The sequence below is a fragment of the Bacillus sp. FSL K6-0042 genome (assembly GCF_038006685.1).
Classification (GTDB): Bacteria; Bacillota; Bacilli; order Bacillales; family Bacillaceae_G; genus Bacillus_A; species Bacillus_A pseudomycoides.
Window position 1 is genome coordinate 3,589,762 of sequence record NZ_JBBOVS010000001.1, and the last position, 25,513, is coordinate 3,615,274.

Below are 25,513 nucleotides of genomic sequence, written 5' to 3' on the forward strand. Positions count from 1 at the left end.
AGTGAATAGTGTGTCAGAAGAAAAAATTTATGATGTCATTATTATTGGTGCTGGGCCAGCTGGGATGACAGCTGCAGTGTATACGTCTCGTGCAAATTTAAGCACGCTTATGCTTGAACGTGGTATTCCAGGCGGACAAATGGCAAACACAGAAGATGTAGAAAACTATCCAGGTTATGAATCTATTTTAGGACCTGATTTATCAAATAAAATGTTCGAGCATGCGAAGAAATTCGGTGCTGAATATGCATATGGTGATGTGAAAGAAGTCATCGATGGCAAAGAATATAAAACAGTTGTAGCTGGTAAAAAAGAATACAAAACACGCGCGATTATTGTTGCAAGTGGTGCAGAGTATAAAAAAATCGGTGTACCAGGTGAAAAAGAACTTGGCGGCCGTGGTGTATCATATTGCGCGGTATGTGACGGCGCTTTCTTTAAAGGGAAAGAACTTGTTGTTGTTGGCGGTGGAGATTCTGCTGTTGAGGAAGGTGTGTATTTAACACGTTTCGCATCAAAAGTAACAATCGTTCACCGTCGTGATGCTCTTCGCGCACAGAAAATTCTTCAAGACCGTGCTTTCCAAAATGAGAAAGTGGACTTCATTTGGAATCATACTGTAAAAGAAATTAACGAAGAGAATGGTAAAGTAGGTAGTGTAACACTTGTAGATGTTAACACTGGTGAAGAACAAGAATTTAAAGCAGATGGTGCTTTTATCTATATCGGAATGTTACCACTATCAAAACCATTTACTGAGCTTGGCATTACAAATGAAAATGGTTATATTGAAACAAATGAACGTATGGAAACGAAAGTTCCTGGTATTTTCGCAGCTGGTGATGTTCGCGAAAAAATGCTTCGTCAAATTGTAACAGCAACTGGCGATGGTAGTATCGCAGCACAAAGTGCACAGCATTATGTAGAAGAGTTGTTAGAGGAATTAAAAACTGTAACAGAAAAATAAGGATATGAATCCTTTTAAAGAAGAAAGTTACCTTCATAGATGGTAGCTTTCTTTTTTTATCATTTTAACCGAGAAGACCCCCTCCTCTAAACGAAGTGAAGGTGGGGGTAGTTCAATTTCTGCCTAAAATGTCAAATGTTTGTCAAATTTCTCATGGGACGCACAAATAGTTATTGTTATACTAGAATTTACGAAAAAAATGATTATGGGAAATGAGGAGTTTATTCAGTATGGAATGGCGTAATATATATCGTGGTTTTTGTATGGGAGTTAGTGATTTAATTCCTGGTGTAAGCGGCGGGACAATTGCTGTTGTACTAGGGATTTATGAAAGATTGCTTGCGGCAATTAGCGGATTCTTTAGTCGTGAATGGAAAAAACATTTAGGCTTTTTAATTCCGCTTGCTGCTGGTGTAGCGGTGGCATTTTTAACATTAAGTCATGTGATTAAGTATTTACTGGCAAATCATTATGAGCCAACGCAGTTTTTCTTCCTTGGTTTAATCTTGAGTATTTTACCAATGTTAATGAAGGAAGCAAATGCAAAGGAAACATTTAAAGCAGGACATATTGTTCTACTAATCGTTGCAGCGGCTCTTGTAGCTGTAACAGCATTTTTTAAGCCAGATAAAGCGGCAGATCCGATTACTACGTTAACAATTTTAAATACAATTGGACTATTTTTGGCAGGTTGGATGGCAAGTATGGCTATGCTACTTCCAGGGATTAGCGGATCATTTATTTTATTAATTATTGGTGTATATCCAACAGCGATTAATGCATTAACAACATTAAACCTACCGCTAATTGCAGTCATTGGTGCAGGTGTTATGGTTGGATTTGTGGTGAGTAGTAAAGGGATTAGCTACTTATTAGCACATTTTAAAAGTGCAACATTCGCTGCAATTATTGGGCTTGTCATCGGATCGATTGCAGTAGTGTTTCCTGGGATTCCAGCCGGTGGTATGTCGATTGTAAGTTCTATTATTACGTTTATTTTAGGGTTTGCGATTGTATCGTATTTTAGTAAGAAAAAGTGATTGAGAGATAGCTCTCAATCACTTTTTTTGTTATTTGCATTTATATTTTTTGTATTTTTTACCAAGAATATACGAAAGCGATCCTTTTGGTGAAAAAGTTACTTGAGCTTACTTTTCTGCTTTATCTTGCCTTTCAACATTTGGTAGGAAGGTAAACCTTCTGTAAAAGTACAATTCATGACAGGCTACTTTACTTTATTTGGGGGTGTAAAATATGAAAGTGTCAATATTTATCACTTGTGTTGTAGATGTTTTTTATCCAGAAGTAGGAAAAGATGTTGTGGAAATTCTTGAAGATTTAGGGTGTGAAGTTGATTTCCCTAAAGACCAAACCTGCTGCGGACAGCCTGCTTATAATAGCGGTTATCATAAAGAAACAAGAACAGCTGCAAAACATATGATTAAAGCTTTTGCGAATTCGGAATATGTTGTAGCGCCATCAGGATCTTGCGCTATGATGGTTCACGAGTTTTCTAGTTTATTTTCTGAAAGTGAAGCAGAGTGGAAGAAAAAAGCTACTGAACTTGCAAATAAAACATATGAATTCACACAGTTTCTTGTTGAAGTATTAGGGAAAGAAGACTTAGGTGCGGAGCTTCATAAAAAAGCAACGGTTCATACATCTTGCCATATGAGCCGATTAATGGGGATTAAGGAACCGCCGCAAAAATTATTAAAATGTGTAAAGGGACTGGAAGTTGTTTCGTTATCACATAATTATGATTGCTGTGGATTTGGGGGCACATTCTCAGTGAAAATGCCAGAAATCTCTGAGCAAATGGTCGATGAAAAAGTAAAGCATATTATGGAAACCGGTGCAGAACTGTTAATCGGGATGGATTGTAGCTGCTTAATGAATATAAAAGGACGTTTAACACGCAATGGTTACCCAATTGATGTAAAGCATATTGCTCAAGTATTAAATGAAGATCGAAAATAAGAGGGGGGATATAAAGATGGGAATGAAAATTGGGAACGATCCTTTTCATAAGCGTGCTGAAACAGGTATAGGGGATCAATTCATGAGACAGGCTGTCAGGAAAGCACAAGATGGTCTTAGAGGCAAGAAATTAAAAGCTACTGAGAGTCTTGGGAATTGGGAGGAATGGCGAGCTTTAGGGGAAGAAATTCGAAAGCATACATTAGAAAACCTTGATTATTATTTGTATCAACTGAGTGAAAATATTGAGAAAAACGGTGGTTTTGTTTATTTTGCAAAGACTGCAGAAGACGCAAGGGAATATGTAAAAGGGATTGTAAAAAAGAAAAACGCGAAAAAAATTGTGAAATCAAAATCTATGGTAACGGAAGAGATTAGTTTAAATGAAGCGATTGAAGAGGTTGGAGGAGAAGTGTTAGAAACGGACCTTGCCGAATTTATTCTGCAAGTGAACGACCACGATCCTCCATCACATATTGTTGTTCCGTGTCTTCATAAGGATAAAGAACACATTTGTGAAATATTTAAAACAAAGTTAGATTATACTGGAACATCTGATCCTACGGAAATGGCGAGGTTTGTAAGGAATTATTTGCGTGATGATTTTTTTACAGCGGATGTAGGGGTGACAGGATGTAACTTTGCTGTTGCAGAGTCTGGGTCTATTTCTATCGTGGCAAACGAAGGAAATGCAAGACTTACCACGACGCTTCCGAAAACGTTAATTACAGTTATGGGAATGGAACGTATTGTTCCGACATGGGAAGAGCTTGATGTATTAGTAACACTTCTATGCCGAAGTTCTGTAGGACAAAAGTTAACAAGTTATATTACAGGGTTAACCGAGCCCGGCGGGACAGACGGACCTGAGGAATTTCATTTAGTCATTGTTGATAATGGTCGTTCTAATATTTTAGGAACAGAATTTCAAAGTATCCTTCAGTGCATTCGCTGTGCGGCATGTATTAATGTATGTCCCATATATCGGCATATCGGTGGACATGCGTATGGCTCCATTTATCCAGGACCGATTGGAGCTGTGTTGACACCACTTTTAGGAGGATATGATGAATATAAAGATTTACCTTATGCATCTAGCCTTTGTGGAGCTTGTACAGAAGCGTGTCCAGTGAAAATACCGTTACACGATTTATTAATTAAACATCGCCGCCACATTGTAGAAGAAGCGAAACAATCACCTGTAGCTTGGAACGTGGCTATGAAAGGTTTTGAAAAAGCGGTGAATAGCTCCAGGTTATTTTCCCTTGCTACAAAGACCGCTCCGTATGCATTAAAGCCTCTTACAAAAGGGGACAAGATCGAGCGTGGAATCGGTCCGTTAAAAGCTTGGACGGATGCGAGAGATTTTCCAGTTCCAGAAAAACAACCGTTTAGAGATTGGTTTAAAAAACGTGTAAAGGAGAACGATAATGGCCATCCAAAATCGTGAGGAATTTTTATTCCAATTATCAGAAAAGCTTGGCAGAAAACGTCCGGAAGCAGTAAAAAAACCGAACTGGTCTTTTTCTCCGCAGTGGACTGTTTTTGACGGATTAACACAAGATGAACTTGTACTAAAGTTAATAGAGCAATGTGAGGTAATTCATACACAAGTTAAGCGAACAACAAAGGCCAGGCTTGTTGAAACATTACAATCTTTTCTAACAGAGTGGAATATCCAATCTGTTATGTATTCTAATGATGAACGGTTCAAGGAATATGGTCTCAGTCAATTTTTAAGCAATGAAGGTACAATACATTTTCGTAAGTGGGGCTTAGATCATAAAGAAGAGAACATAGAATTTGCGAAAGCTGCTGACCTTGGCATTACGTTCAGTGATATCGCTCTTGCTGAATCAGGAACCGTTGTTCTATTTAATGATGGATTAAAAGGAAGGCACGTTAGTCTTCTTCCTAAGTCATATATTGCAATTGTTCCTAAAAGTACGATTGTGCCAAGGTTAACCCAGGCTACAAAAGTCATTCACCATCAAAATAAAGCGGGAGACAAATTGCCAGCTTGTGTGAATTTCGTTTCTGGTCCGTCAAATAGTGCAGATATTGAAATGAATCTCGTCGTAGGTGTACATGGGCCAATCAGAACAGCGTATATTATTGTGGATGATCAATAAGGATTTACGTCTCCTTACCAAATAATGAGTTAAAAGATTTGACTTGATCTTTGTATATTGCGTATAAGATATGCCAATTGTGAGGGATTCTATTTTGTAATCCAACAGCGATGGGAATTAATTTCCATCGTTTTTTTGTTTCTTTAGGCCAGGAGCTCCTTCATTGTGACAAAGTGTTTTTGATAGTATAATGAAATGAGTATGTGATGAAGAAATTCATCATAAGTAGCTGAGGTGAAGAAACATGCAAAGAGTAACAAACTGTGTGTTAATCAAAGATAATGAAGTTCTCCTATTACAAAAACCTCGTCGGAACTGGTGGGTTGCACCGGGCGGGAAAATGGAACGCGGTGAAACAGTAAGAGATTCCGTTGTTCGCGAATATCGTGAAGAAACAGGTATTTATTTAAAGAACCCAGCGTTAAAGGGGGTCTTCACTTTTGTCATTCAAGAAGGTGATAAAGTTGTTTCTGAATGGATGATGTTCTCCTTTTTAGCGACAGATTTTGCAGGAGAAAACAAATTGGAAAGCGAAGAAGGCATCATAGGCTGGCATACATTTGATAAAATTGATGAGTTAGCAATGGCACCAGGAGATTATCACATTATTGATTATTTAATTAAAGGAAATGGAATAATCTACGGTACGTTTGTATATACACCAGACTTTGAATTACTTTCATATCGATTGGATCCGAGCTAAACCGTCAAGGAGGGGATACAATGACAGCGAATAATGATATTAAAATGGTAATTATTACAGGAATGTCCGGTGCAGGAAAAACAGTAGCCTTACAAAGTTTTGAAGATTTAGGATATTTTTGTGTAGATAACTTACCACCGATGTTATTGCCGAAGTTTGTTGAACTTATGGCAGACTCGAAAGGAAAAATGAATAAAGTGGCACTTGGTATTGATTTACGTGGCCGCGAATTTTTTGAACATTTATGGGGAGCGCTTGATGATTTATCAGAACGCACTTGGATCATTCCTCATATTTTATTTTTAGATGCTAAAGATAGCACGCTTGTAACGCGTTACAAAGAAACGAGACGTTCGCATCCGCTTGCGCCGACTGGTTTGCCGTTAAAAGGGATTGAGGCAGAGCGTAATTTATTAACAGACATGAAGGCAAGAGCTAATATTGTACTCGATACGTCTGAGTTAAAACCGAAAGAATTGCGCGAGAAAATTGTTCATCTGTTTTCAACAGAAAATGAGCAAGCGTTTCGTGTAAATGTGATGTCATTTGGATTTAAGTACGGTATTCCGATTGATGCTGATTTAGTATTTGATGTTCGTTTTTTACCAAATCCATATTATATTCCACAGATGAAGCCTTTAACAGGACTGGATGAAGAAGTTTCGTCATATGTGCTCAAATTTAATGAAACACATAAATTTTTAGAAAAGCTGACGGATCTCATTACTTTCATGCTTCCTCATTATAAAAGAGAAGGTAAGAGTCAACTTGTAATTGCAATTGGATGTACAGGTGGGCAACATCGTTCTGTTACGCTTGCAGAATACCTTGGAAAACATTTGAAACCAGAATATATCGTTCATGTATCTCATCGTGATGTGGAGAAGAGAAAGGGCCATTAAGGGATGAAAAAAGAGAGAAAACCTAAAATTGTCATCATGGGAGGAGGAACTGGACTATCTGTTTTATTAAGAGGATTGAAGAAATATCCTGTTGATATTACAGCGGTTGTTACAGTAGCTGATGATGGTGGCAGTTCAGGTAGATTGCGTGATGAGTTAGAAATTCCACCACCAGGCGACATTCGTAACGTACTTGTTGCGTTATCAGATGTAGAGCCGCTTGTGGAAGCTTTATTTCAACATCGTTTTACATCCGGAGAAGGTTTAACGGGTCATGCATTAGGTAATTTATTGCTAGCTGGGATGACGTCGATTACAGGAGACTTTTTCCATGCCATTACAGAAACGAGTAAAGTGTTAAATGTAAGAGGGCGTGTTTTACCAGCGGCCAATCAAAGTGTTGTGCTTCATGCAGAACTGGAAGATGGGCAAATTGTAACAGGTGAGTCGAAAATTCCGTATTTTGGGAAAAAGATTAATCGCGTATTTTTAACACCGGGTGATGTAGAACCACTGTATGAGACATTGATGGAGATTCAGCGGGCTGATTTGCTTGTTTTTGGTCCGGGTAGTTTGTATACAAGTATCTTACCGAATTTAATCGTGAAAAAAATCGGGGACGCTGTTCTTGCTGCAAAGGCGAAAAAGGCATATGTATGTAATGTCATGACACAAGCCGGTGAAACAATGGGGTATACAGCATTTGATCATGTGCAAGCTTTGCATGATCATCTTGGAGCACCTTTCATCGATACAGCGATTGTAAATAATCATGATATTCCTGCTGGATTACGTAAACTGTATGCAGAAGAGCTGTCTGAACCTGTTGTGGTTGATGAAGATCGTTTTGCTGAAAGTAAGATTCGTTTAATTCAAGATGAATTAGCAAAGTATGATGATCAAGTTGTAAGACATGATACATTAAAACTAGCTTCTATTTTATATTCGTTGTTATAAGCATGCGTTATCTCTTTATGAGATAACGCTACTCATTCATATAGGACAAAATTGTTGTTCCCAAATATCGTATAAGGAGGTGGGGCTGTGTCATTTGCATCAGAAACAAAGAAAGAGCTGACAAAGCTTGAGATGAAGGAGTGCTGTGAGAAAGCGGAGTTATCAGCATTGCTTCGAATGAACGGATCACTTTCTTTTTCAAACCGTCGTCTTTCGATTGATATTCAAACAGAAAATGCAGCAATTGCCAGAAGAATTTACACATTGCTGAAAAAAGGATATGACGTAACGGTAGAATTACTTGTTCGTAAAAAGATGCGACTTAAGAAAAATAATGTATATATCGTTCGGCTTGTTGAAAAATCACGTGAAATATTAGCAGATTTGCATATTGTAAGAGGAGACTTTTCATTTATTCGCAATATCTCACAGGAATTGATTGAAAAGAAATGCTGTAAACGATCGTATTTAAGAGGTGCATTTTTAGCAGGTGGTTCAGTAAATAACCCAGAAACATCATCTTATCATTTAGAGGTCTTTTCGCTATACAAGGAACATAATGATTCTATATGTGAACTGATGAACGGATTTGATTTAAATAGTAAGACGTTGGAAAGGCGTAAAGGGTATATTACGTATTTAAAAGAAGCGGAGAAAATTACGGAGTTCCTAAACATTATTGGTGCACATAATGCGTTGTTAAGATTTGAAGATATTCGTATTGTTCGCGATATGCGTAATTCAGTCAATCGTTTAGTGAATTGCGAAACAGCCAATTTAAATAAAACAATTGGTGCTGCTTTAAGGCAAATCGAAAATATTCGTTACATTGATGAGACGGTGGGACTGGATGTCTTGCCAGATAAACTGCGCGAGATTGCACAATTACGTATTAATTATCAGGATGTAACATTGAAAGAATTAGGCGAGATGGTATCTGGGGGGAAAATCAGTAAATCAGGTATCAATCATCGTTTGCGTAAAATCGATGAAATCGCAGAGAAATTACGCGCGGGGGAACCGGTAGCAAAAAAATAACGGTAAAGGGGAGAAACGGAGCTATGGTTCAAAAACAGGTTGAGGTTGCATTAAAAAACGGCTTGCAAGCACGTCCGGCTGCGTTGTTTGTACAAGAGGCGAATCGTTTTCATGCTGATATTTTCATTGAGAAAGATGGTAAAACAGTCAACGCGAAGAGTATAATGGGGATTATGAGCTTAGCGATTGGATCTGGCAGCAGTGTAACGATTATAACAGAAGGGTCAGATGCAGAAGCTGCTTTAGAAGCGCTGGCTGCTTATGTGCAAAATAAACAGTAAAACAGCTATCGCCCACGCGATAGCTGTTTTACTGTGAATGGTCGATATGTTGTGTTGAATCGTCAATGAGTTCACTTTATCATTCTCATATAAAGTGAAACTTTAATCAGTGGGAGGGTCTTCATCCCCCACTGATTATTAGCCCTCACCAATCGGGCTTTTACGGGCAGTTGATCCCTCACCTATCCACCTCGGGTTTCTTTGAATCTTGAGGTGGGGGTCTTACTGCCCGTTAATGCGAGATAAATTATGAAAGAATCCGTTTTTCTCCTTGGAGCTCACGAATTGGTTGAATGTTTTGTGTGAATTCGACAGTTCCTATATATTTTCCATCTGCATTGCGCACTGCGAAGTAACGAATATATACATATTTATCTTGAAATTGAATCCAAAAATCTTCGCAATCTTTTTTTCCAGATTTGAAATCTTCTAAGAGCTTTTCAACGACATGAACGCTTTTTGGTGGATGACAGTTTTGCACTGTTCGACCAATGACAGCTTTCGTACGAGCAAAGATTCGTTCTTTTCCATGAGAGAAGTAACGCACAACATCATTTTCATCAATGAATGTAATATCAACAGGTAAGTGATTTAACATTAGTTCTAACTGTTTTAAAGATAATATACCTGTTTCAAAACGAATCAGGCCTCCGGACAGGGCTTCTTCTTTGATCATATTTCTTTCTGGTTTCCATGTACTTGTAGGACTTGTTAAGCAGTAGCCAATTTCATCACTTTCATGAGCGATTTTTAGCCATTCATCTTCTGTAAGAGTTTGAAGGGCCATCGGAAATAAAATATTTTCTTCTTTAAAAATCATTTCAGTTACGTCATGGATGACGAAAGAAACGCTGTCTAAGACTGATTTTTTATCTTGATTATAATTTACTAATTTTTGTTTTGCCTCTTTAATAGCAGCACGAATTCTGTCATCAACGCCCCACATAACTTGAGTTGGTCCATAAATGCCGTATTTCTCTAGATAAGGGAAAAGTAGATTTTCTTTCCGGCTATAATGTTTATCAACATCGATTAATAAATTTAAGTCTTCTATTAGTTTATAAATATTTTCTTCGCTATCTTCTTTTTCAAAACGTTCATAGTGAAGTTGAAGTTTGAAATTCACAAGTAGATCGATTTCTTTGTTTTCCATTTTAAATGTATAAATGGGATGGCCTGGTTGCTCTTCTTGTTTATTAGATTGATGAATTTCTTCAATGGATCCTTTAAAAACAGCTGTATGAACGGAGCATAAGCGTTGTACTTCTTCAACTGGAATTCCTTCTTCCTCCATAAGTGCCTGTTCGAGCTTTGAAATTTCTGCTACGGTAATATTTCCGATCGCTTCTTGAAACTGAGCTGTTACATCTTCAATGTTTTTTCCGTTATGAAGATCTTTAATAATCGTCTTTAAGATTGCTTGACGTTCAGCGTTATTTATATCTTCTTGTTCCCTGTTATTAATGATTTCGCTCATAAGGATTCTCCTCTACTCGTTAATGTGAAATCCACTATTTTGAAAAGCCTCTTTTACTACGTCTAATGAAATACCTTTCAGTAGACATCCTTTCGGAATCGTCATTACTCGTCCAACGGTTTGTAGCATATTAGGTTTTGTTATATTTTCAAATCCAAGATTTTTTAAAATCGGAAGAACTTCAGGACATTGAGTCGTTAAATCATAAACAGTATGATGAAAATTAATTTGCTTTGTCATTATTCTCACCTCGAAATGATTGATATTAATTATCAATTGCACTGTAACATAAAGGCAGGAATAAAATTGTGAGCCAAATCACACATTCGTTTTTTTAACAAGTTTGTCACTTTTACTTTCATCTCGTTATTCGCAGTTGGTGAGATTATGATCTCAAGATTTAGAGAGAAAAAGGGAGGTAGCGCAGAGTAAACAGCCTGTAAAAGGCTGTAATGAAGGTTCGCCATCAGTGGAAGATGAAAGCCTCCGCTGATGGGAGTATCACTAATGAAAGGGGGATGACTTCGAATAGAATATTGATTTAGGACAGTTTGGCATCTGATTATATAATTTCATTTTCCAACTTATTTAGATCGATAAGGAAATAACCATCCTCATCCGTAGCAATTATCTCATTTTTTCTTAAGTAAGTAATAGTTCGGCTCATAGTTTCTCTTGATGTTCCAATCATGTTAGCGAGTTCGCGGTTCGTAAAATGGGTCGTTATTTTATATTTGTCATCTATCTGTACACCATTTGACTTACATAAGCGTAGCAGTAGCATAATAATTCTCGCATATGTGTCATGAAGAATTTGTTCTTCTAATCTATTTTGAAGATCCACGATTTTTTCTCCAAGAACTCTAAATAATTTAATACATAATCCAGGGTGCTTAATTAAAATCATCTCAAAATCAACGATAGGAATGACAATTAATTGGGCATCTTCAAGAATTTCAGCATGAGCAGGAAATGAACCTTTTCGAAAGAAGCCGGAGTGAGGAAACATTTCTTCATCTTGAAGTATAGAAACAATTTGTTCTTTGCCAGATGCATCTGTTTTTTGAATTTTTACTTTGCCGGAGTGAATAAAAAATACTCGGTCAAGAGTATCACCCTGCATAAATACAAATGATCTTGCTTTATACATTCGCATTCGTGAAATTTCTACAATTGGTTGAATTTCTTCTTCTGAAAGTTCTTTAAAGAGGGAAACTCCCTGTAAGTGTTTTTTTATTATCTCTGACATGTATTCATCACTCCTAACATTATCCCAATGATAGTGCTTTTCTTATTAATGTATCCTAAATAGAAAAATGAAGCAGTGATAAAAATCATACTTTTGATTGAAAATGAGACGAATTTCAAAAACAAAATTGGAATTTGTAAGGTTTGTGAAACATAAGGGAGGAGAGAGGGAGGTATACGATTTTCGTGAATGGAGATATCTGTTTGGTAATAGATAAAACGGGATTCATTGAAAAGAGGTCGTTGTTCCTCTTTTCAATTATCCTGTTTTATTCTTATTTAAACTTGTGCAATTGCACGCGGAAATAAAACGTTATTTTCTAAATGTATATGCTCGAATAAATCAGATTCAAGAGCTTCAAGTCGTTGATAGACAAGACGATAAGTGCCACAAGCGCCTACTGGAGGAGTAAAGTCATTTGTAACTTTACGAAGTTCTTTAATAATATCACCAGCGTGGTTGTGTTCATTTTCTAATTCATCTACTACTTTGCGTAATTTCATATAATTTTCATCAGTTGGATTTTGTTCAAATGCTAAAATCAAAGGGAAATCTTCTGTTTCTTCTTTAATTAAATGTTGCTCTAATTCTGTTTTTAATTCATGGAATAGTTTATGAATTTGAGCTAAATGTGGTTGTCCTGCCCCATGAACGCGTAACACTTTTGTTACGTAGGGGCTTAACAACGGTAATTCTTCATTTAAATAGCGATGATGTTTATTCACAATATAATCAATTAATTCGCTATAAGAAGCTGTTTTCCAATCAAATTCAGATTCGTTTAATTGTTTTGTTTCATGATAGAGCGTATTTAACTTTGTTAAAATTTCTTCTGCGGATAAACTTCTTTCATTAATAGCATCGATAATCGGTCTATTACCACCACAACAAAAATCTATTCTATATGATTTGAAAAGGTCACTTGCTTTTGGAAATTGTGTAACAATATCGCCAATAACGGAATTTTCGGTAAAAATACGTTTCATATGAATACCTCCATAAAGTTTAAATGTTTAATCTGGGTTAAGGATATCAACAATTTAGCGTTCATGTGGTGATATAAATCACTTATAATGAGTGAGTTTTATCGTTAGTGATTTTCATATATGTTAGATTCACTGCGCTACAAGGTTGGGATATTAAATGATGAGCTGGATTAAAGGTGTGGAATTCATTATGGATGAGCGCTGCTATTATTAAAGTTTCACTTTATGGTATCTAGGTTTTAGTAATCTATATGAATTTAGGAAACCTATAATAAATGAGCCATTCATATGAATTTAAAATTGCAAAGAAAAAATAATGCAGTGATTTTACTCACAGTATCCTCTTTGAACATAGCTTATCTTTAATGAAAGAGGATATGGGGAATTTATTTTATATAGATATTGACCTCGATCCTTTTGTTTGATTCAGCAGCAAAGCATTATAAAAAACATTTGAAATATTTTTGTATGTAGTACGATATGACATTATTGATCAAAACTTTGGGGGAGAGTGTCGAAAGAATGAAGTTAATTATTCCAAAGCAGCATGGAGCGTGGGGAATGTTGCTTATTCCATTTATTTTAGGTGTATTAATTGGCAAAGGGACGTGGTACCATATTCCACTTTTTTTGGCATGGTTATTCGTATACTTAGCTACGTATCCTTTATTAATGTATGTAAAACACCCCCGAAAGAAGTATTACCTATATTATTTCTTTCTTTATTTTAGTGTGGCTTGTGTGTTCGCGATCGTTGCTCTTATATATGAATGGCGTATTTTGTTGTTCTCCATTGTTATGCTTCCATGCTTTTTCATAAATATTTATTTTTCACGTCAAAAAAACGAACGAGCTTTGTTAAATGATATATTTGCTATTATTTTGTTTTGTATAGGTGGAATAATTAGTTATTATTTCACAATGAAAACAGTTGATGAGAAAGCATGTGTAATTGCAGTGATATCATTTTTATATTTTATGGGAAGTACGTTTTATGTAAAGTCGATGATTCGTGAGAAAAAGAATCCAACGTATCGTTGGGTTTCGTGGGGGTACCATTCTTTACTTGTGATTATTACTTTAATTGTATCACCGTGGTTTAGCATTATCTTTATACCAAGTTTAGTACGATCCATAATATTTTATGGTAGAAATATTTCAATTTTAAAATTGGGTATTTTAGAGATTGTAAATTCGATTTACTTTTTTATTACAGTAATGTTGTTAGCCAAAGCCTTACTGTAATAATTTCTCGTAATTATTACAGTAAATTTGTGATGGTTCAGTAATATTTTGATAAGGAAACTGATTCAAATAGCTTTTTTACATTTCATATATATTATCCTGCTATTTGCGGGTAGTAATTGATTATGATTTGAATGCTAGATACTGAAAGGACTGTATAAATAATGACTTTCTATCAAACGTTAACGCCATATTATGATGAACTTTTTCCTGCAAATGAGAAACAAATAAATTTTATAGTCTCTTATTTACAAAAAGGTAGCTCTATACTGGATGTGGGCGCAGGAACAGGTAATGTAGCCCAAGCGCTAGTTGAAAAGGGTTTTGCTGTTACTGCAATGGAACCAGAGAAGACGCTGGCTGCAAAAATTCGAGAGAAGGCTGCAGTTTACGAAGGGATATTTAGTGTAAATACATTTGGGATGCAACAAATTGAAAATGTGCCTGGAGTATTTGATGGTATTTATTGTATTGGAAATACACTTGTTCATTTAGATAATACGAAAGAAATCTTTAATTTTATCTGTGGATCTTATGAAAAATTAAAAGCAAACGGAAAACTAATGATTCAAATTGTAAATTATGAAAAAGTATTAGATGAAAATAATTTCAAATTTCCGGTACTAGAGAAGAAACATTTCTCCTTTAAGCGTAATTATACGCTAGAAGGAGAAAAAGTATTATTTACTGCAACATTGAATGTGGATGATAAGGAATTGTCAAATAGTATTCCGTTATATCCTATTACGAAAAAACAACTCCTGCCTATGTTAAAAGAATGTGGTTTTCGGGCTGTAGAAACTTTCGGTAATTTTAAAAAAGAGGCGTATTTACCTAATGGGTCTGCATTAGTTCTTGTAGCTACAAAATAAATATGTGAAAAAGTACTTTAGTAAAGAAAAAGATTTTCATTTACTAAAGTACTTTTTTTATTTGTTTTCGCAAAATGTGATTCCAGTCATCTTTTTATCTTAGGGAAATTTTTATAATACATTTGTTGTTAACAGATAACAATCAGGAGGAATGAAAAATATGAATAGAGAAATTAAGCTAACAGAGGATATATATTGGGTTGGAAAAATTGATAATAGAGAAGTTCCGTTTCATCGTTTAATTTTAGCAAAAGGAACAACTTATAATGCGTATCTTTTAAAAACTGAAAAACCAACAGTGATTGATACAGTTGATCTAGAGTTTGGAAGAGAATTTGTAGAATATTTAAGTGAATTAATTGATCCACAAGAAATTCAATATATTGTAGTGAATCATACAGAACCTGATCATTCAGGTGGCTTGGCAGCACTAGCATCAAGGGCTACAAAAGCTACAATTGTATGCACAGAAATTGCAGTACCTGAGTTGCAAGAAATGTATAAATTGCATAACAGGAATTTTTTAGTTGTAAAAGATGGTGACACATTAGATATTGGTGGAAAAACATTGAAATTTAAGGAAACCCCATATCTTCATACAGAAGAAACAATGATCACGTATTGCATAGAGGATAAAATTTTATTCTCATGTGATATTTTTAGTACTCACGTAGCGAATGATGAAATTTTTATCGATGAAGCGAATGTAGATATCACAGAAGATTTTATTGGTTATTATAATGCAATTATTCATCCACATAGAAGATATGTTAGAACGTTAATAGAGGCATTAGAAGGTTTAGATGTACAAATGATCGCTCCATCTCATGGGTACATTTTACGAAAAGATGTCCAAAAATATATCGATTTATATGCAGAAATGAGTAAAGATACAACGCAAGGTAAAAAAGTAACAATTGTATATACAACTATTAAAAACAACACGAAAAAAATTGCGAATATCATTAAAGAAACATTCGAGGCAGATAATATTAAAGTAACAGTATTTAATGCTGATAAATCGGATAAAGCTCAGATTCTAGGAAGTATTCAAGAAGCAGATGCAGTCTTCATCGGATCGTCAACTAAATATGCAGATATGATTGGAAACTTAGAAGAAATTTTAATAGAAGTGAAGGAAATGAACTTAGAAGGGAAAATCGCAGCTGCATTCGGATCATACGGTTGGAGTGGTGAAGCAATCGAGGTAGTACAAGATTACCTAAATGAAACAAACATGAATGTCCAAAGTACATCAAATGTTATTAAATCTACAGGTATGACTCATGTTGAATTCCCTATTCGCATAAGATTCTCTCCAAAGAGTGAAGAAAAAACACAACAAATCAAACATGCAACAACATTTGTTACAGACTTATTATTAAGCTCTATTTAATAGAAAAACGTAGGTGAAGACATGGAAAAGAATTTTGTTATTATCGGAAGCGGAGTAGCTGCTGTAAATGCTGCAAAAATAGTTAGAGACCATGATAAAGATTCAAATATATTCATTTTTGGTGAAGAATCGCCTTTACCCTATAACAGAATTAAACTATCAAAAGAGTTATACACAGATTTGCATAGCGAAAAAGTTTTAATCAAAAAAGAGAAGTGGTACCAAAAAAATAATATATCAGTTTTTACAAATACAAAGGTGGTAAAAATAGATACGAAGCAGCAACATATTGTTACAGCGAATAATGAAAAAATTGCTTATTACAAACTGTTAATCTGTACAGGTGCAAATAATAAGAAGCTACGAATAGATGGAATAAATAAAAAAAATGTCTTTACGATTAGAGACATGCATGACGCGGATGATTTTAAAACATGTTTAGAAGGTAAAAAGAGTGTTGTAAACATTGGGGGAGGCGTACAAGGATTAGAAACAGCTTGGTCTATCGTGAATGCAGGTAAAAAAGTAACAATTGTAGAAGTTGCAGATAAATTAATGGGAGGACAATTAGATGAGAAAACGTCTCTTTTATTAAAACAAAAAATTGAAAGTGCAGGAGTAAAGGTATATTTAAATACAACTATTGATTCTATTCTCGGAGGAGAAGAAGTAACTGGAATTAAAGTAAATGGTGATCAACGAATTGCTTGTGATAGTGTTGTGTATTCAATTGGAGTCACTCCTAACATTTCACTAGTGAATCATACTCCTATCCACGTAAATAGAGGTATTGTTGTCAATGAGATGATGGAAACGAATGTGGAGTCTGTATATGCTGCTGGGGATGTAGCGGAGGTAAATGGTGAAATTGACGGTCTATGGGGACGAGCAATGGATCAAGGAAAAATTGCAGGTAGTAACATGGTTTCTATTTCTGCTACTTACAAGAAAGCAATTCCAGTTACAATCTTTAATGCGTTTGATATATCTTTATTTTCAATTGGATGTATTGATGAAAAACAATGTGATACAACGATTGTTGAAGAGGATGGCAAAGAGAAATATACAAGGTTGTTTATTAAAGATAATAAAATAGTAGGTGTTATCTCATTAGAAGGAGTAGTTGCATCTATCCCTTACAAATCCGCTATTGAAGAACAAGTATCATTGGAAGAGATCAATATAAAAAATACGAATATAAGTGAAATAATGAGCAAGGTAAAAGAGAAACTACAATCTTAATATGGTAATAGAAAGAGGCATTATAATGAAAAAATATATTTGTTTACCATGTGGTTATATTTATGATCCAGAAATTGGAGATCCAGACGAAGATATAGAACCAGGAACAAGTTTTGAAGATTTACCAGAAGATTGGGTGTGTCCAGTATGTGGAGAAGATACTGAACATTTTGCGCCAGTAGAAGAATAGCAAAAAAAGTAACGAGAAGATTATTTAATCTCTCGTTATTTTTTATAAGGAAAGAGTTTTTTATGTGATTGGGGTCACACGTGGGTACTTTAAGAAAAGATATAATAATGTAGATACGATAGAATTCAGCAAAAGTAGAGAGGTTAGGCAAGGGATAAGAAAATTCTTACTGATTAAAGTTTCACTTTATATAATATATTTAAAGTTAGGTGAGGTAATGTGAAAGAAAAATGTTATCGTAAAAATACAGTGAAGCCTTGTCCAAGAAAGGTCCTCATTTTTCAGTCCCTATCTGATGAAGAAATTTTAAAAATAGCTTCAATGACAAAACATAAGCAATTTAAAAAGGGGCAACCATTAATTCATGAAGGAGAGAAGTCAGATACATTATTTATTATTAATCAGGGGCAAGTAAAGTTATCCAAATTAACTCTTCAAGGAAAAGAGCAAATCTTGCATATTTTAACAAGTGGTGAATGTTTTTGTGAATTAAATATATTTAATTGCGATGAGAAGAGTAATTTCAGTGCATATGCTATAGAAGATACAAAAATTTGTATGTTAACAAAAGTTGATATGGATAGTATTATGGAGCGGAATCCAGGTATTGCATTAAAATTGTTAAAAACCGTTACACAACGGTTAGCACACACGGAGAATTTAGCACACAATTTGGCAACAAATAATCCGGAAGTTAGAATCGCCTATATAATTCTAGAATTTTGTGAAACGTATGGTAAAGATACTGATAAAGGAATACTTATAAACTTACCATTGACACGAGAAGAAATGGCAAACTATATAGGAATGACAAGAGAAACAATTAGTCGTAAATTAAGTAAATTTGAAGATTTAGGATTTATGACGTCAATTGGAAATAAGCAGATTATAGTTGAAAATAAGTTAGCTTTTAGAGAATATATCGAGTAACTGGATAGGGTATATTAAACTAGATAAAAATCAATATTAAGGAGACTATGCATAATATTGAATTCCTTTCTACTTTTGGAAACATACTGCTCTTCACTTGTTCTTTCGTAGAATGAGCTCCTATCTCAAGATTCAGAGGGAGAATTAGGTGGGAGAGAAAGTGAAATTTTAACCAGTGGTACTGATTAAAGCTTCTATTAGCGTTTTGTTTCGAAACACTTTCGCTATTCCATAAGAAAAAAGCTATCGCATATGCGATAGCTTTTTTGTGAAGCAACCTTTTTAAACGAGCCGCTTCCGCTTTTAATCTATTAACGATTTGTAAAGATTTTATCGATTAAGCCGTATTCTAGTGCTCTTTCTGCTGTCATGAAGTTGTCGCGGTCTGTGTCGCGTTGTAGAACTTCTAATGGTTGACCTGTACGATCAGCAAGAATTTGGTTTAATTTTTCACGTAAGAATAGGATACGTTTTGCAGCGATTTCGATTTCAGTCGCTTGACCTTGTGCGCCGCCAAGTGGTTGGTGAATCATTACTTCACTGTTTGGAAGTGCATAACGTTTTCCTTTTTCACCTGCTGCAAGTAGGAACGCACCCATAGATGCTGCCATACCGATACAAATTGTTGATACTTGTGGTTTAATAAACTGCATTGTATCGTAAATTGCCATACCTGCTGTGATAGAACCGCCAGGACTGTTGATGTAGATGTGAATATCTTTTTCTGGATCCTGAGATTCCAAGAATAAAAGCTGGGAAACGATTGAGTTTGCTACGTTGTCATCAATTGCGCTACCAAGCATAATGATGCGGTCTTTTAATAGTCGAGAGTAAATATCGTAAGCGCGTTCTCCACGATTTGTTTGTTCAATTACTGTAGGAATTAAATTCATCTGTTATTTCCTCCTTTGAAAGCTTTCTTAGTCTTATAATACAATTATGGTCAATAAAGGTCAAACGAAACCACTTTAAATCAAAAAAATATGTAGTTGTATCATGATTTATTCGCTATGTTTTTGGAATTCCCTGCTTATGTATCTTCAACATCATAACCGAATTATATAAATTTAAACGTAATAGGAGAAGTATGTTATTTATAAAAAAACAAAAGAACGCCTTTTTTGTAGAAGCGTCCTTTTGGTTCCTATTCTTTTAAGAGGTAGGTTACTTTATTTAAAATGTGTTCGATTTGTTGTGCATTTTTACTATACATTTGGCTTGCCGATTTCGATTTTGTTTCTAAAGAAAATAATTCAAGATCAGCATGACATTTTTTTAGAGAAGCTAATAGCAATGGCTTATTTTGAGGCGAAGGCATTTGGATTTTGTCATTATAGATGTCGACAGTAAGTTGTCCGTAAGAGTCGACTTGTCCAAGAAAGACATTTTCTATTACAACTCCAATCTTCTCTAACTCCATGTGAAGCCAAGCGCGATTATGACCGCTAGCTGAAAGTGGTTCATCTAGTACATTTCCATCCATAATCACTGTATGTGTTTCCTTTTCGTTTGGCACTTTTAGTCCGATGTCTTTTGCGGTTAGTGGTTGTCTATCCTTTTTCAATAAGACGTTTAATTCGCCATTTGGCTCTAATACAGCAAATTCAACATCAGCTATGTTGAATACATCTTTTTTACGAAGGAGTTCGAGTAATTCATCGCTTGTATATTTTTCCTTCTTCAAATTATCTTCGAGTACTTTTCCATCTTTTATAAAAACAGTAGATTTTCCCTCAAAGAAGTCTCGTACTGTTTTGTTTTTTAAAGAAGCAAGTCCAGCGAGAAAAGGTACGATCGCAAAAACAAGTATACTGGAAACACCGTGGAAAAAGTTTTGTTCTAGACCAGTCGATACTTCAGCAGCGATATCACCAATTGTCATACCGGCTATGTATTCGAAAAAAGAAAGCTGAGAGATTTGTCTTTTTCCAAGCCATTTTGTGATAGCGAATAAAATAATCAAGATACATAAAGAACGTATAATGACAAGTGGCCATTCTGGTATGTGAATGTGAGGCATATAAATTCCCTCCAGTTTGCCTAAAATCCTTTATATTGTGGTTCTTCCCGTTCTAACATCGAAATTCTGTTCTTTAAATCAGCGATAACACTATCCATTTCTAACATACATTCATGGAAAACGCGTTTTGCTTCTTCGTCAGCCGCGTCTTGTGAAAGGGTACTTAAACTTGCTTGGGCACCTTTTAAACTAGCGAGACATGTTTTTACACTAGCAACAACGGTCATGGGAACACCTCTTATCCTTTTGGTTTAAATAGTAATGCGCCGATAAATCCGAATATAATGGCTGCGGAGATACCAGCACTGGTTACTTTAAACATACCTGTTATAACGCCGACAATCCCGTGCTTTGCCGCTTCTGCCATTGCTCCATGAACAAGGGCGTTTCCGAAACTTGTAATCGGAACGGTTGCCCCAGCTCCGGCAAAATCGATTAGTGGTTCATATAAATTAAATCCATCTAATATAGCACCAGCAACAACGAGTGTTGCCATTGTGTGAGCGGGCGTGAGCTTACCGACATCAAACATAAGCTGTCCGATTACGCAGATGAGTCCACCGATGACAAAAGCCCAGAAAAAAATCATTGCTCTACACCTCCAAATTCAATCGATACGGCATGAGCGATGCACGGAATGGTTTCTTCTTGTTGAAATGTAAGAGGAGACAATAAAGCGCCGGTCGCTACGACAAGCATTCTTTTGAACTCACCCTTCTTCATTCGGTTTAATAAATGTCCGTATACGACTGTTGCTGAACAACCTGCCCCGCTTCCGCCAGCTAAGACGGGTTGGCCTTCCCGATAAATGAGCAATCCACAATCTTGAAATTGCTCGCTCTTTACTTTTGTTCCGTGTTTATGCAGTAAATCATAGGAAATTTCACGTCCGACATGACCTAGGTCGCCCGTTACGATTAAATCATAGTGAGATGCATCAATTTGCATATCGCGTAAATGTGCTTCGATTGTATCGACAGCAGCTGGAGCCATCGCGCCTCCCATGTTAAAGGGGTCAGTTAAGCCCATATCAACAATCCGTCCAATTGTTGCGGATGTCACACGCGGTCCATCTCCTGCACTACTTAAAAGCGCAGCCCCAGCACCAGTTACGGTCCATTGAGCGGTAGGTGGTTTTTGACCGCCGTATTCAGTTGGATAGCGGAATTGTTTTTCCACGGCTGTATTATGACTTGATGAACCTGTTAATAAATATTTTGCACCTTTTGCATTTACAATGCTTGCACCGAGAGCAAGGCCTTCCATAGAAGTAGAGCAAGCACCAAATAATCCAAGATAAGGAGTGCCAAGTGTACGACAAGCAAAGCTTGAAGGTGTAATTTGGTTAATTAAGTCTCCGGCGAGTACAAATTGAATATCTTCTTTACGAAGTCTTGCTTTCTCCGTTGCGCGGCTACAAGCTTCTTCAAATAAAATTTTATGCGCCTTTTCATAAGAATCTTGCCCGAGCCATAAATCTTCATGAAGAGTATCAAAGTCTTCAGGGATTTTTCCTTTTGCTTCAAATGGCCCACCGATTACACCTGTTGAAATGATAACTGGTTTATTTTCAAATACCCATGTTCGGTGTCCTTGTAACATTTACAAGCCTCCCCATTGAATAAGAATGGTTTTAATAAGAGCGATTACGAAAGCAGAAAATACACCAAATAAAATAACGGATCCTGCTAATTTAAACATATTGCCACCTACCCCAAGGACAAAACCTTCCGTGCGGTGTTCGATGCATGCGGCGATAACAGAATTGCCAAAACCAGTAACCGGTACAGCTGTACCAGCGCCAGCAAATTGTCCAAGACGGTCATACACACCGAATCCAGTTAGCAACATAGAGATGAAAATGAGTGTCGCTACTGTTGGGTTTCCAGCAGATCTTTCAGTGAAATCGAAATAGGTGATATAAAAGGTAGAGATGAGTTGGCCAATAAAACAGATAAGACCGCCAACAAAAAAAGCTTTTATACAATTTTTTAAAACAGGCCGTTTCGGTTCGCGCTGTTGTGCGAATTTTTTATATTCCTGTTGTACAGGTGTTAAATTTTTGTCTTTACTGGACATTTGAATCCTTCCTTTTCTTTTAGAAAACGTACAATTACGTATCGGATTTTATTTCTGATTGAATGAGCTTTAATTGTTTTTTAATCTGATCCTTGTTTACTTCTTTTTTCTTAATTTTGTTCTCTAGCGTATCTAACAGCATGAAAATTTTTCGATCTGTACTTACTCGAATATCGAAAGTAGGATACTCATCGCTTAATTGTTTTTTGATTTTGGTGCGCAGAGGTTTTAAACCAAATCTTTCGTGATGCTCTGGTTTGACAGCTATGTAAAGATCTAAGTTGGAGTTAACGGCTGTGGCTTTTATTATTTCCTCCATAGCAAGTACTTTCTTCTTTGCCTCTTGAGAGATAGACTGATTAAAGGATTCTGTACTCATCTTCGTTAACTTTGGACCATTCTTTTCCTCTGTTCGTTTCGCTTCTTCTTTTTTTACTTTTTTATCTAATGGACTCCTACCACAGCCGGTAAATGAGCTGAGTAGGAGTACGAATAACGCGGTTATGATTCCAAGTTTTCGCATTACGATCATTCCATTTCTATTGCTTTATGTAATCTGAGTGAAAAAGGATGATATGGAATCATCCTTTTTCTGTTTCTCAAAAAGTGAGTGCCATGAGATGGTATAGTACTTTCACTTATTGTTGTCCGTATTGAGGCTCTTCTTGCTGAACTTCATCAACACGTGGGTTTAAAGAATCAATAATAGATTGTGTTTGTTGTGCAGCTGTTTGGAAAAGTTGTTTTGCTTGTTGGTTGTCCGTATCAAGAGCGAACCCTTCTAAGCTTGCTTGCGCACTTTTTAATCCAGAAACAGTTTGTTTTAATTTTGTAATTACAGTCATTGAATGAAGCCTCCTTAAGAATATGAATTCAATGATTATAATTTGTGAGTAGGACCTAAATTATAATTACCAAATTTAGGATTGATGATTTGTTTTTGAAGAAATAGTGAGGAGAGCTTTTTTATATGATAGTAGTTGCGTACATTGGCATAAGAAGATATAATTACCAATATATCATTTATGCGCCCATAGCTCAGTCGGATAGAGCGGTGGTTTCCGGTACCACGTCTGCCGGGGGTTCGAATCCCTCTGGGCGCGTCAAAAAGTCTTAACTTACATTTGTAGGTTAGGACTTTTTTATTTCCTTCTTGTTATATCTGTTCATAAGATTTACTATTAGTATGTGGTTATAAAAATGATTGTTATATATTCATTTTGATTTTCAAGCGTATCAGTCGCCGTTATGAAGAACAAAAGGTGACCTGCATTTGGTCTCTCTCTTTGTTTTCACTTGGCACGGGGCTAAAAAAGGCACTGACCGCTTCTTTTTTGAGCGGATCCTCTCTTCTACTCAAAAAAGAAAGGTTTTATGTCAGTTCTTCAACTTGTATTTATATATATTTTTTATTGTTTTCTTTCAATATTATCCATTTTTCAGTTGTAAGATGTAAATTTCATTAATACATATAAATTAATAATATTTGGAATGGGTATCTGCGCAGGATTCTCCTTTTAGGGAACTTATTGTACAATAGAAACAAGGGGGAGATTAGTTTGAAGGCAAGTCTTTTACAAGAACAAAGCTTACGTTTGGCCATGACACAAGAGTTAAGACAAGCGATTACAATGCTCCAATATAATGTGCAGGAATTATCGGAGTTTTTGTATGAGCAATCGTTAGAGAATCCCCTTATTGAGTTAGGTGGCTTTGAGAGGGAGAAGAAAAAGAGCTCAAGCAAAAGTAAAAGTACAAGCAAACAAATTGATAATCAAATGGAAATTTACAGTGTGGATTCGACAACGATTCAGCAACACTTATTAGATCAAATACAGTATTATAAAATAGATGAAGAACAGCGAAAAGCAGCTTCTTTCATCATTATGAACATGGATGAGAATGGTTATTTACAAGAAACAAATGAAGAATTAGCAGAACTACTTGCAGCACATATTGATGTAGTGGACTGTTCTATGGAGCTTGTCCAGTCATTAGAGCCAGCGGGGGTGGGAGCACGTAATATTCAGGAGTGTCTATCACTTCAATTGAAGCGCTTACAAAAACGAGATGAGCTGGCAGAAATGATTGTGGATGAACATTTCGCGTATTTTGTTAAGAAAGATTGGCGGAAACTTAGCCATGTTATGAAATGTAATAATGAAGAATTACAATCAGCTGTTGATTGTATTACATCGCTTCAGCCAAAACCAGGGCTTGCGTTTAGCTCTGAAAAACCGCTTTATATTGTTCCTGATATGGCTGTTAAAAAGGACGGCGATCGTCTCGTTTTACAAATGAATGAACGTAACATGCCAAGGATTGAAATTCATTCAGAGTATAGTGCACTTCTTCATAATAGTGAAAGTGAGGTTGCTTCTTATGTATCTGAGAAGTATCAGCATGTGCAGTGGATTATGCGCAGTTTAAAGCAACGGAAACAAACGCTTTTGCAAGTGATGGAAATCATTATGAAGAAACAACATGATTTCTTTTGGCAGGGGCCAGAGTACTTAAAACCACTCTCCTTAAAAGAAGTAGCTGAAGAACTAAGTGTACATGAATCTACAATTAGCCGTGCTACCCGTAATAAATATGTACAAACGCCGCACGGATTGTTTGAAATGAAATCATTTTTTAGCAATGCAGTGGTGACAACAGAAGATGAGGCCGTTTCTACAAAACGTGTAAAGCAATTGATGCAAACGCTTGTAGAAAAAGAAAACAAGAAAAAACCACTTTCCGATCAGAAAATTTCAAAATTGTTAGAAGAAGAGCATGAAATCGTTATTTCTCGTAGAACAGTTGCAAAATATCGAGAACAAATGAACATTCCTGCTTCTTCTCTTCGAAAAACAATTGGATAG

The 25,513-nt window shown here is 35.8% G+C and carries 29 protein-coding genes and 1 tRNA gene; 18 read left to right on the top strand and 12 right to left on the bottom strand.

Annotation, left to right across the window (positions count from 1 at the left end; translation table 11 throughout):
- Nucleotides 1-10 precede the first annotated feature (10 nt).
- The 10 genes from trxB to MHH45_RS18325 all read left to right on the top strand — a co-directional run bounded on the left by trxB (nt 11) and on the right by MHH45_RS18325 (nt 8,960).
- Nucleotides 11-967, top strand: coding sequence for a thioredoxin-disulfide reductase (trxB, locus tag MHH45_RS18280; RefSeq protein ID WP_016112511.1), 957 nt, complete (start codon nt 11-13; stop codon nt 965-967).
- 230 nt (nt 968-1,197) lie between these two features.
- The gene (locus MHH45_RS18285) at nt 1,198-2,007 is read left to right on the top strand and encodes a DUF368 domain-containing protein (RefSeq protein WP_016112510.1); all 810 of its coding nucleotides are present in this window, start codon (nt 1,198-1,200) and stop codon (nt 2,005-2,007) included.
- Nucleotides 2,008-2,221: 214 nt separating this feature from the next.
- On the top strand, nt 2,222-2,947 hold the full coding sequence (locus MHH45_RS18290) for a (Fe-S)-binding protein (RefSeq protein WP_016112509.1): 726 nt from the start codon (nt 2,222-2,224) through the stop codon (nt 2,945-2,947).
- A 16-nt stretch (nt 2,948-2,963) separates the two neighbouring features.
- Nucleotides 2,964-4,397, top strand: a complete 1,434-nt coding sequence (locus MHH45_RS18295) for a LutB/LldF family L-lactate oxidation iron-sulfur protein (protein ID WP_016132402.1) — start codon at nt 2,964-2,966, stop codon at nt 4,395-4,397.
- The gene (locus MHH45_RS18300) at nt 4,378-5,079 is read left to right on the top strand and encodes a LutC/YkgG family protein (RefSeq protein ID WP_016112507.1); all 702 of its coding nucleotides are present in this window, start codon (nt 4,378-4,380) and stop codon (nt 5,077-5,079) included. The genes MHH45_RS18295 and MHH45_RS18300 overlap by 20 nt, the downstream gene beginning before the upstream one ends.
- Nucleotides 5,080-5,323: 244 nt before the next feature.
- Entirely contained in the window at nt 5,324-5,782 is a 459-nt protein-coding gene (locus MHH45_RS18305; RefSeq protein ID WP_001190078.1) for an NUDIX hydrolase, read from the top strand.
- Between the two features lie 20 nt (nt 5,783-5,802).
- Nucleotides 5,803-6,684, top strand: a complete 882-nt coding sequence (gene rapZ / locus MHH45_RS18310) for an RNase adapter RapZ (protein ID WP_016112506.1) — start codon at nt 5,803-5,805, stop codon at nt 6,682-6,684.
- Between the two features lie 3 nt (nt 6,685-6,687).
- Complete coding sequence (locus MHH45_RS18315) at nt 6,688-7,641, top strand: gluconeogenesis factor YvcK family protein (RefSeq protein ID WP_016112505.1); 954 nt, start codon at nt 6,688-6,690, stop codon at nt 7,639-7,641.
- Nucleotides 7,642-7,728: 87 nt separating this feature from the next.
- Nucleotides 7,729-8,679 carry a DNA-binding protein WhiA gene (gene whiA, locus MHH45_RS18320; RefSeq protein ID WP_016112504.1) on the top strand — a complete coding sequence of 317 codons (951 nt, stop codon included), beginning with the start codon at nt 7,729-7,731 and terminating at the stop codon, nt 8,677-8,679.
- A 23-nt stretch (nt 8,680-8,702) separates the two neighbouring features.
- Nucleotides 8,703-8,960 carry an HPr family phosphocarrier protein gene (locus MHH45_RS18325; RefSeq protein ID WP_016112503.1) on the top strand — a complete coding sequence of 86 codons (258 nt, stop codon included), beginning with the start codon at nt 8,703-8,705 and terminating at the stop codon, nt 8,958-8,960.
- A gap of 247 nt (nt 8,961-9,207) precedes the next feature.
- On the opposite strand, the gene MHH45_RS18330 is transcribed toward MHH45_RS18325, so the two are convergent.
- The 4 genes from MHH45_RS18330 to ric all read right to left on the bottom strand — a co-directional run bounded on the left by MHH45_RS18330 (nt 9,208) and on the right by ric (nt 12,672).
- Complete coding sequence (locus tag MHH45_RS18330) at nt 9,208-10,437, bottom strand: DUF438 domain-containing protein (RefSeq protein ID WP_016131099.1); 1,230 nt, start codon at nt 10,435-10,437, stop codon at nt 9,208-9,210.
- A 12-nt stretch (nt 10,438-10,449) separates the two neighbouring features.
- A complete protein-coding gene (locus MHH45_RS18335) occupies nt 10,450-10,677 on the bottom strand; it encodes a DUF1858 domain-containing protein (protein ID WP_016112501.1) in 228 nt (75 codons plus the stop codon).
- Between the two features lie 322 nt (nt 10,678-10,999).
- Nucleotides 11,000-11,686, bottom strand: coding sequence for a Crp/Fnr family transcriptional regulator (locus tag MHH45_RS18340; RefSeq protein ID WP_016112500.1), 687 nt, complete (start codon nt 11,684-11,686; stop codon nt 11,000-11,002).
- 278 nt (nt 11,687-11,964) lie between these two features.
- Nucleotides 11,965-12,672, bottom strand: a complete 708-nt coding sequence (gene ric, locus MHH45_RS18345) for an iron-sulfur cluster repair di-iron protein (protein WP_016112499.1) — start codon at nt 12,670-12,672, stop codon at nt 11,965-11,967.
- Nucleotides 12,673-13,194: 522 nt separating this feature from the next.
- On the opposite strand from ric, the gene MHH45_RS18350 reads away from it, so the two are divergent.
- The 6 genes from MHH45_RS18350 (at nt 13,195) to MHH45_RS18375 (ending at nt 18,547) form a co-directional block, all read left to right on the top strand.
- Nucleotides 13,195-13,917, top strand: coding sequence for a YwiC-like family protein (locus MHH45_RS18350; protein WP_016112498.1), 723 nt, complete (start codon nt 13,195-13,197; stop codon nt 13,915-13,917).
- Between the two features lie 164 nt (nt 13,918-14,081).
- Nucleotides 14,082-14,789, top strand: a complete 708-nt coding sequence (locus MHH45_RS18355) for a class I SAM-dependent methyltransferase (protein WP_016112497.1) — start codon at nt 14,082-14,084, stop codon at nt 14,787-14,789.
- A gap of 160 nt (nt 14,790-14,949) precedes the next feature.
- Nucleotides 14,950-16,185, top strand: a complete 1,236-nt coding sequence (locus tag MHH45_RS18360) for an FprA family A-type flavoprotein (RefSeq protein ID WP_016112496.1) — start codon at nt 14,950-14,952, stop codon at nt 16,183-16,185.
- 21 nt (nt 16,186-16,206) lie between these two features.
- Nucleotides 16,207-17,427, top strand: a complete 1,221-nt coding sequence (locus tag MHH45_RS18365) for an NAD(P)/FAD-dependent oxidoreductase (RefSeq protein ID WP_016131098.1) — start codon at nt 16,207-16,209, stop codon at nt 17,425-17,427.
- A 25-nt stretch (nt 17,428-17,452) separates the two neighbouring features.
- A complete protein-coding gene (gene rd, locus MHH45_RS18370; RefSeq protein WP_000759862.1) occupies nt 17,453-17,617 on the top strand; it encodes a rubredoxin in 165 nt (54 codons plus the stop codon).
- A 219-nt stretch (nt 17,618-17,836) separates the two neighbouring features.
- A complete protein-coding gene (locus MHH45_RS18375; protein ID WP_016112494.1) occupies nt 17,837-18,547 on the top strand; it encodes a Crp/Fnr family transcriptional regulator in 711 nt (236 codons plus the stop codon).
- Between the two features lie 311 nt (nt 18,548-18,858).
- Here the strand turns inward: MHH45_RS18375 and clpP are convergent, their stop codons facing one another.
- The 8 genes from clpP to MHH45_RS18415 form a co-directional block, all read right to left on the bottom strand.
- Nucleotides 18,859-19,440 carry an ATP-dependent Clp endopeptidase proteolytic subunit ClpP gene (clpP, locus tag MHH45_RS18380; RefSeq protein ID WP_001049163.1) on the bottom strand — a complete coding sequence of 194 codons (582 nt, stop codon included), beginning with the start codon at nt 19,438-19,440 and terminating at the stop codon, nt 18,859-18,861.
- Between the two features lie 251 nt (nt 19,441-19,691).
- Nucleotides 19,692-20,567, bottom strand: a complete 876-nt coding sequence (locus MHH45_RS18385) for a DUF421 domain-containing protein (RefSeq protein WP_088094067.1) — start codon at nt 20,565-20,567, stop codon at nt 19,692-19,694.
- Nucleotides 20,568-20,587: 20 nt separating this feature from the next.
- The gene (locus tag MHH45_RS18390; protein WP_003201916.1) at nt 20,588-20,794 is read right to left on the bottom strand and encodes a DUF1657 domain-containing protein; all 207 of its coding nucleotides are present in this window, start codon (nt 20,792-20,794) and stop codon (nt 20,588-20,590) included.
- 11 nt (nt 20,795-20,805) lie between these two features.
- On the bottom strand, nt 20,806-21,156 hold the full coding sequence (gene spoVAE / locus MHH45_RS18395) for a stage V sporulation protein AE (protein ID WP_016112492.1): 351 nt from the start codon (nt 21,154-21,156) through the stop codon (nt 20,806-20,808).
- Nucleotides 21,153-22,169, bottom strand: coding sequence for a stage V sporulation protein AD (gene spoVAD, locus MHH45_RS18400; protein WP_016112491.1), 1,017 nt, complete (start codon nt 22,167-22,169; stop codon nt 21,153-21,155). The genes spoVAE and spoVAD overlap by 4 nt, the downstream gene beginning before the upstream one ends.
- The gene (spoVAC, locus tag MHH45_RS18405; RefSeq protein WP_016112490.1) at nt 22,170-22,646 is read right to left on the bottom strand and encodes a stage V sporulation protein AC; all 477 of its coding nucleotides are present in this window, start codon (nt 22,644-22,646) and stop codon (nt 22,170-22,172) included. It abuts the gene before it with no gap.
- Between the two features lie 34 nt (nt 22,647-22,680).
- Nucleotides 22,681-23,169 carry a YhcN/YlaJ family sporulation lipoprotein gene (locus MHH45_RS18410; protein WP_016112489.1) on the bottom strand — a complete coding sequence of 163 codons (489 nt, stop codon included), beginning with the start codon at nt 23,167-23,169 and terminating at the stop codon, nt 22,681-22,683.
- Between the two features lie 115 nt (nt 23,170-23,284).
- Nucleotides 23,285-23,491, bottom strand: a complete 207-nt coding sequence (locus MHH45_RS18415; RefSeq protein ID WP_003201925.1) for a DUF1657 domain-containing protein — start codon at nt 23,489-23,491, stop codon at nt 23,285-23,287.
- 182 nt (nt 23,492-23,673) lie between these two features.
- Here MHH45_RS18415 and MHH45_RS18420 point away from each other — a divergent pair.
- Nucleotides 23,674-23,749 (top strand) — tRNA-Arg (locus tag MHH45_RS18420).
- 456 nt (nt 23,750-24,205) lie between these two features.
- A complete protein-coding gene (rpoN, locus tag MHH45_RS18425; RefSeq protein WP_016112488.1) occupies nt 24,206-25,513 on the top strand; it encodes an RNA polymerase factor sigma-54 in 1,308 nt (435 codons plus the stop codon).

What these genes read in the sequence shown, in the direction of transcription:
- MHH45_RS18390 (WP_003201916.1), bottom strand. Translation starts at nt 20,794, where the DNA reads ATGACCGTTGTTGCTAGTGTAAAAACATGTCTCGCTAGTTTAAAAGGT.
- MHH45_RS18295 (WP_016132402.1), top strand. Translation starts at nt 2,964, where the DNA reads ATGGGAATGAAAATTGGGAACGATCCTTTTCATAAGCGTGCTGAAACA.
- MHH45_RS18340 (WP_016112500.1), bottom strand. Translation starts at nt 11,686, where the DNA reads ATGTCAGAGATAATAAAAAAACACTTACAGGGAGTTTCCCTCTTTAAA.
- spoVAE (WP_016112492.1), bottom strand. Translation starts at nt 21,156, where the DNA reads ATGATTTTTTTCTGGGCTTTTGTCATCGGTGGACTCATCTGCGTAATC.
- spoVAD (WP_016112491.1), bottom strand. Translation starts at nt 22,169, where the DNA reads ATGTTACAAGGACACCGAACATGGGTATTTGAAAATAAACCAGTTATC.
- MHH45_RS18285 (WP_016112510.1), top strand. Translation starts at nt 1,198, where the DNA reads ATGGAATGGCGTAATATATATCGTGGTTTTTGTATGGGAGTTAGTGAT.
- MHH45_RS18330 (WP_016131099.1), bottom strand. Translation starts at nt 10,437, where the DNA reads ATGAGCGAAATCATTAATAACAGGGAACAAGAAGATATAAATAACGCT.
- MHH45_RS18335 (WP_016112501.1), bottom strand. Translation starts at nt 10,677, where the DNA reads ATGACAAAGCAAATTAATTTTCATCATACTGTTTATGATTTAACGACT.
- MHH45_RS18325 (WP_016112503.1), top strand. Translation starts at nt 8,703, where the DNA reads ATGGTTCAAAAACAGGTTGAGGTTGCATTAAAAAACGGCTTGCAAGCA.
- MHH45_RS18360 (WP_016112496.1), top strand. Translation starts at nt 14,950, where the DNA reads ATGAATAGAGAAATTAAGCTAACAGAGGATATATATTGGGTTGGAAAA.
- MHH45_RS18410 (WP_016112489.1), bottom strand. Translation starts at nt 23,169, where the DNA reads ATGCGAAAACTTGGAATCATAACCGCGTTATTCGTACTCCTACTCAGC.
- clpP (WP_001049163.1), bottom strand. Translation starts at nt 19,440, where the DNA reads ATGAATTTAATTCCTACAGTAATTGAACAAACAAATCGTGGAGAACGC.
- rd (WP_000759862.1), top strand. Translation starts at nt 17,453, where the DNA reads ATGAAAAAATATATTTGTTTACCATGTGGTTATATTTATGATCCAGAA.
- MHH45_RS18365 (WP_016131098.1), top strand. Translation starts at nt 16,207, where the DNA reads ATGGAAAAGAATTTTGTTATTATCGGAAGCGGAGTAGCTGCTGTAAAT.
- MHH45_RS18315 (WP_016112505.1), top strand. Translation starts at nt 6,688, where the DNA reads ATGAAAAAAGAGAGAAAACCTAAAATTGTCATCATGGGAGGAGGAACT.
- spoVAC (WP_016112490.1), bottom strand. Translation starts at nt 22,646, where the DNA reads ATGTCCAGTAAAGACAAAAATTTAACACCTGTACAACAGGAATATAAA.
- MHH45_RS18385 (WP_088094067.1), bottom strand. Translation starts at nt 20,567, where the DNA reads ATGCCTCACATTCACATACCAGAATGGCCACTTGTCATTATACGTTCT.
- MHH45_RS18305 (WP_001190078.1), top strand. Translation starts at nt 5,324, where the DNA reads ATGCAAAGAGTAACAAACTGTGTGTTAATCAAAGATAATGAAGTTCTC.
- MHH45_RS18415 (WP_003201925.1), bottom strand. Translation starts at nt 23,491, where the DNA reads ATGACTGTAATTACAAAATTAAAACAAACTGTTTCTGGATTAAAAAGT.
- MHH45_RS18300 (WP_016112507.1), top strand. Translation starts at nt 4,378, where the DNA reads ATGGCCATCCAAAATCGTGAGGAATTTTTATTCCAATTATCAGAAAAG.
- MHH45_RS18355 (WP_016112497.1), top strand. Translation starts at nt 14,082, where the DNA reads ATGACTTTCTATCAAACGTTAACGCCATATTATGATGAACTTTTTCCT.
- MHH45_RS18290 (WP_016112509.1), top strand. Translation starts at nt 2,222, where the DNA reads ATGAAAGTGTCAATATTTATCACTTGTGTTGTAGATGTTTTTTATCCA.
- ric (WP_016112499.1), bottom strand. Translation starts at nt 12,672, where the DNA reads ATGAAACGTATTTTTACCGAAAATTCCGTTATTGGCGATATTGTTACA.
- rapZ (WP_016112506.1), top strand. Translation starts at nt 5,803, where the DNA reads ATGACAGCGAATAATGATATTAAAATGGTAATTATTACAGGAATGTCC.
- MHH45_RS18350 (WP_016112498.1), top strand. Translation starts at nt 13,195, where the DNA reads ATGAAGTTAATTATTCCAAAGCAGCATGGAGCGTGGGGAATGTTGCTT.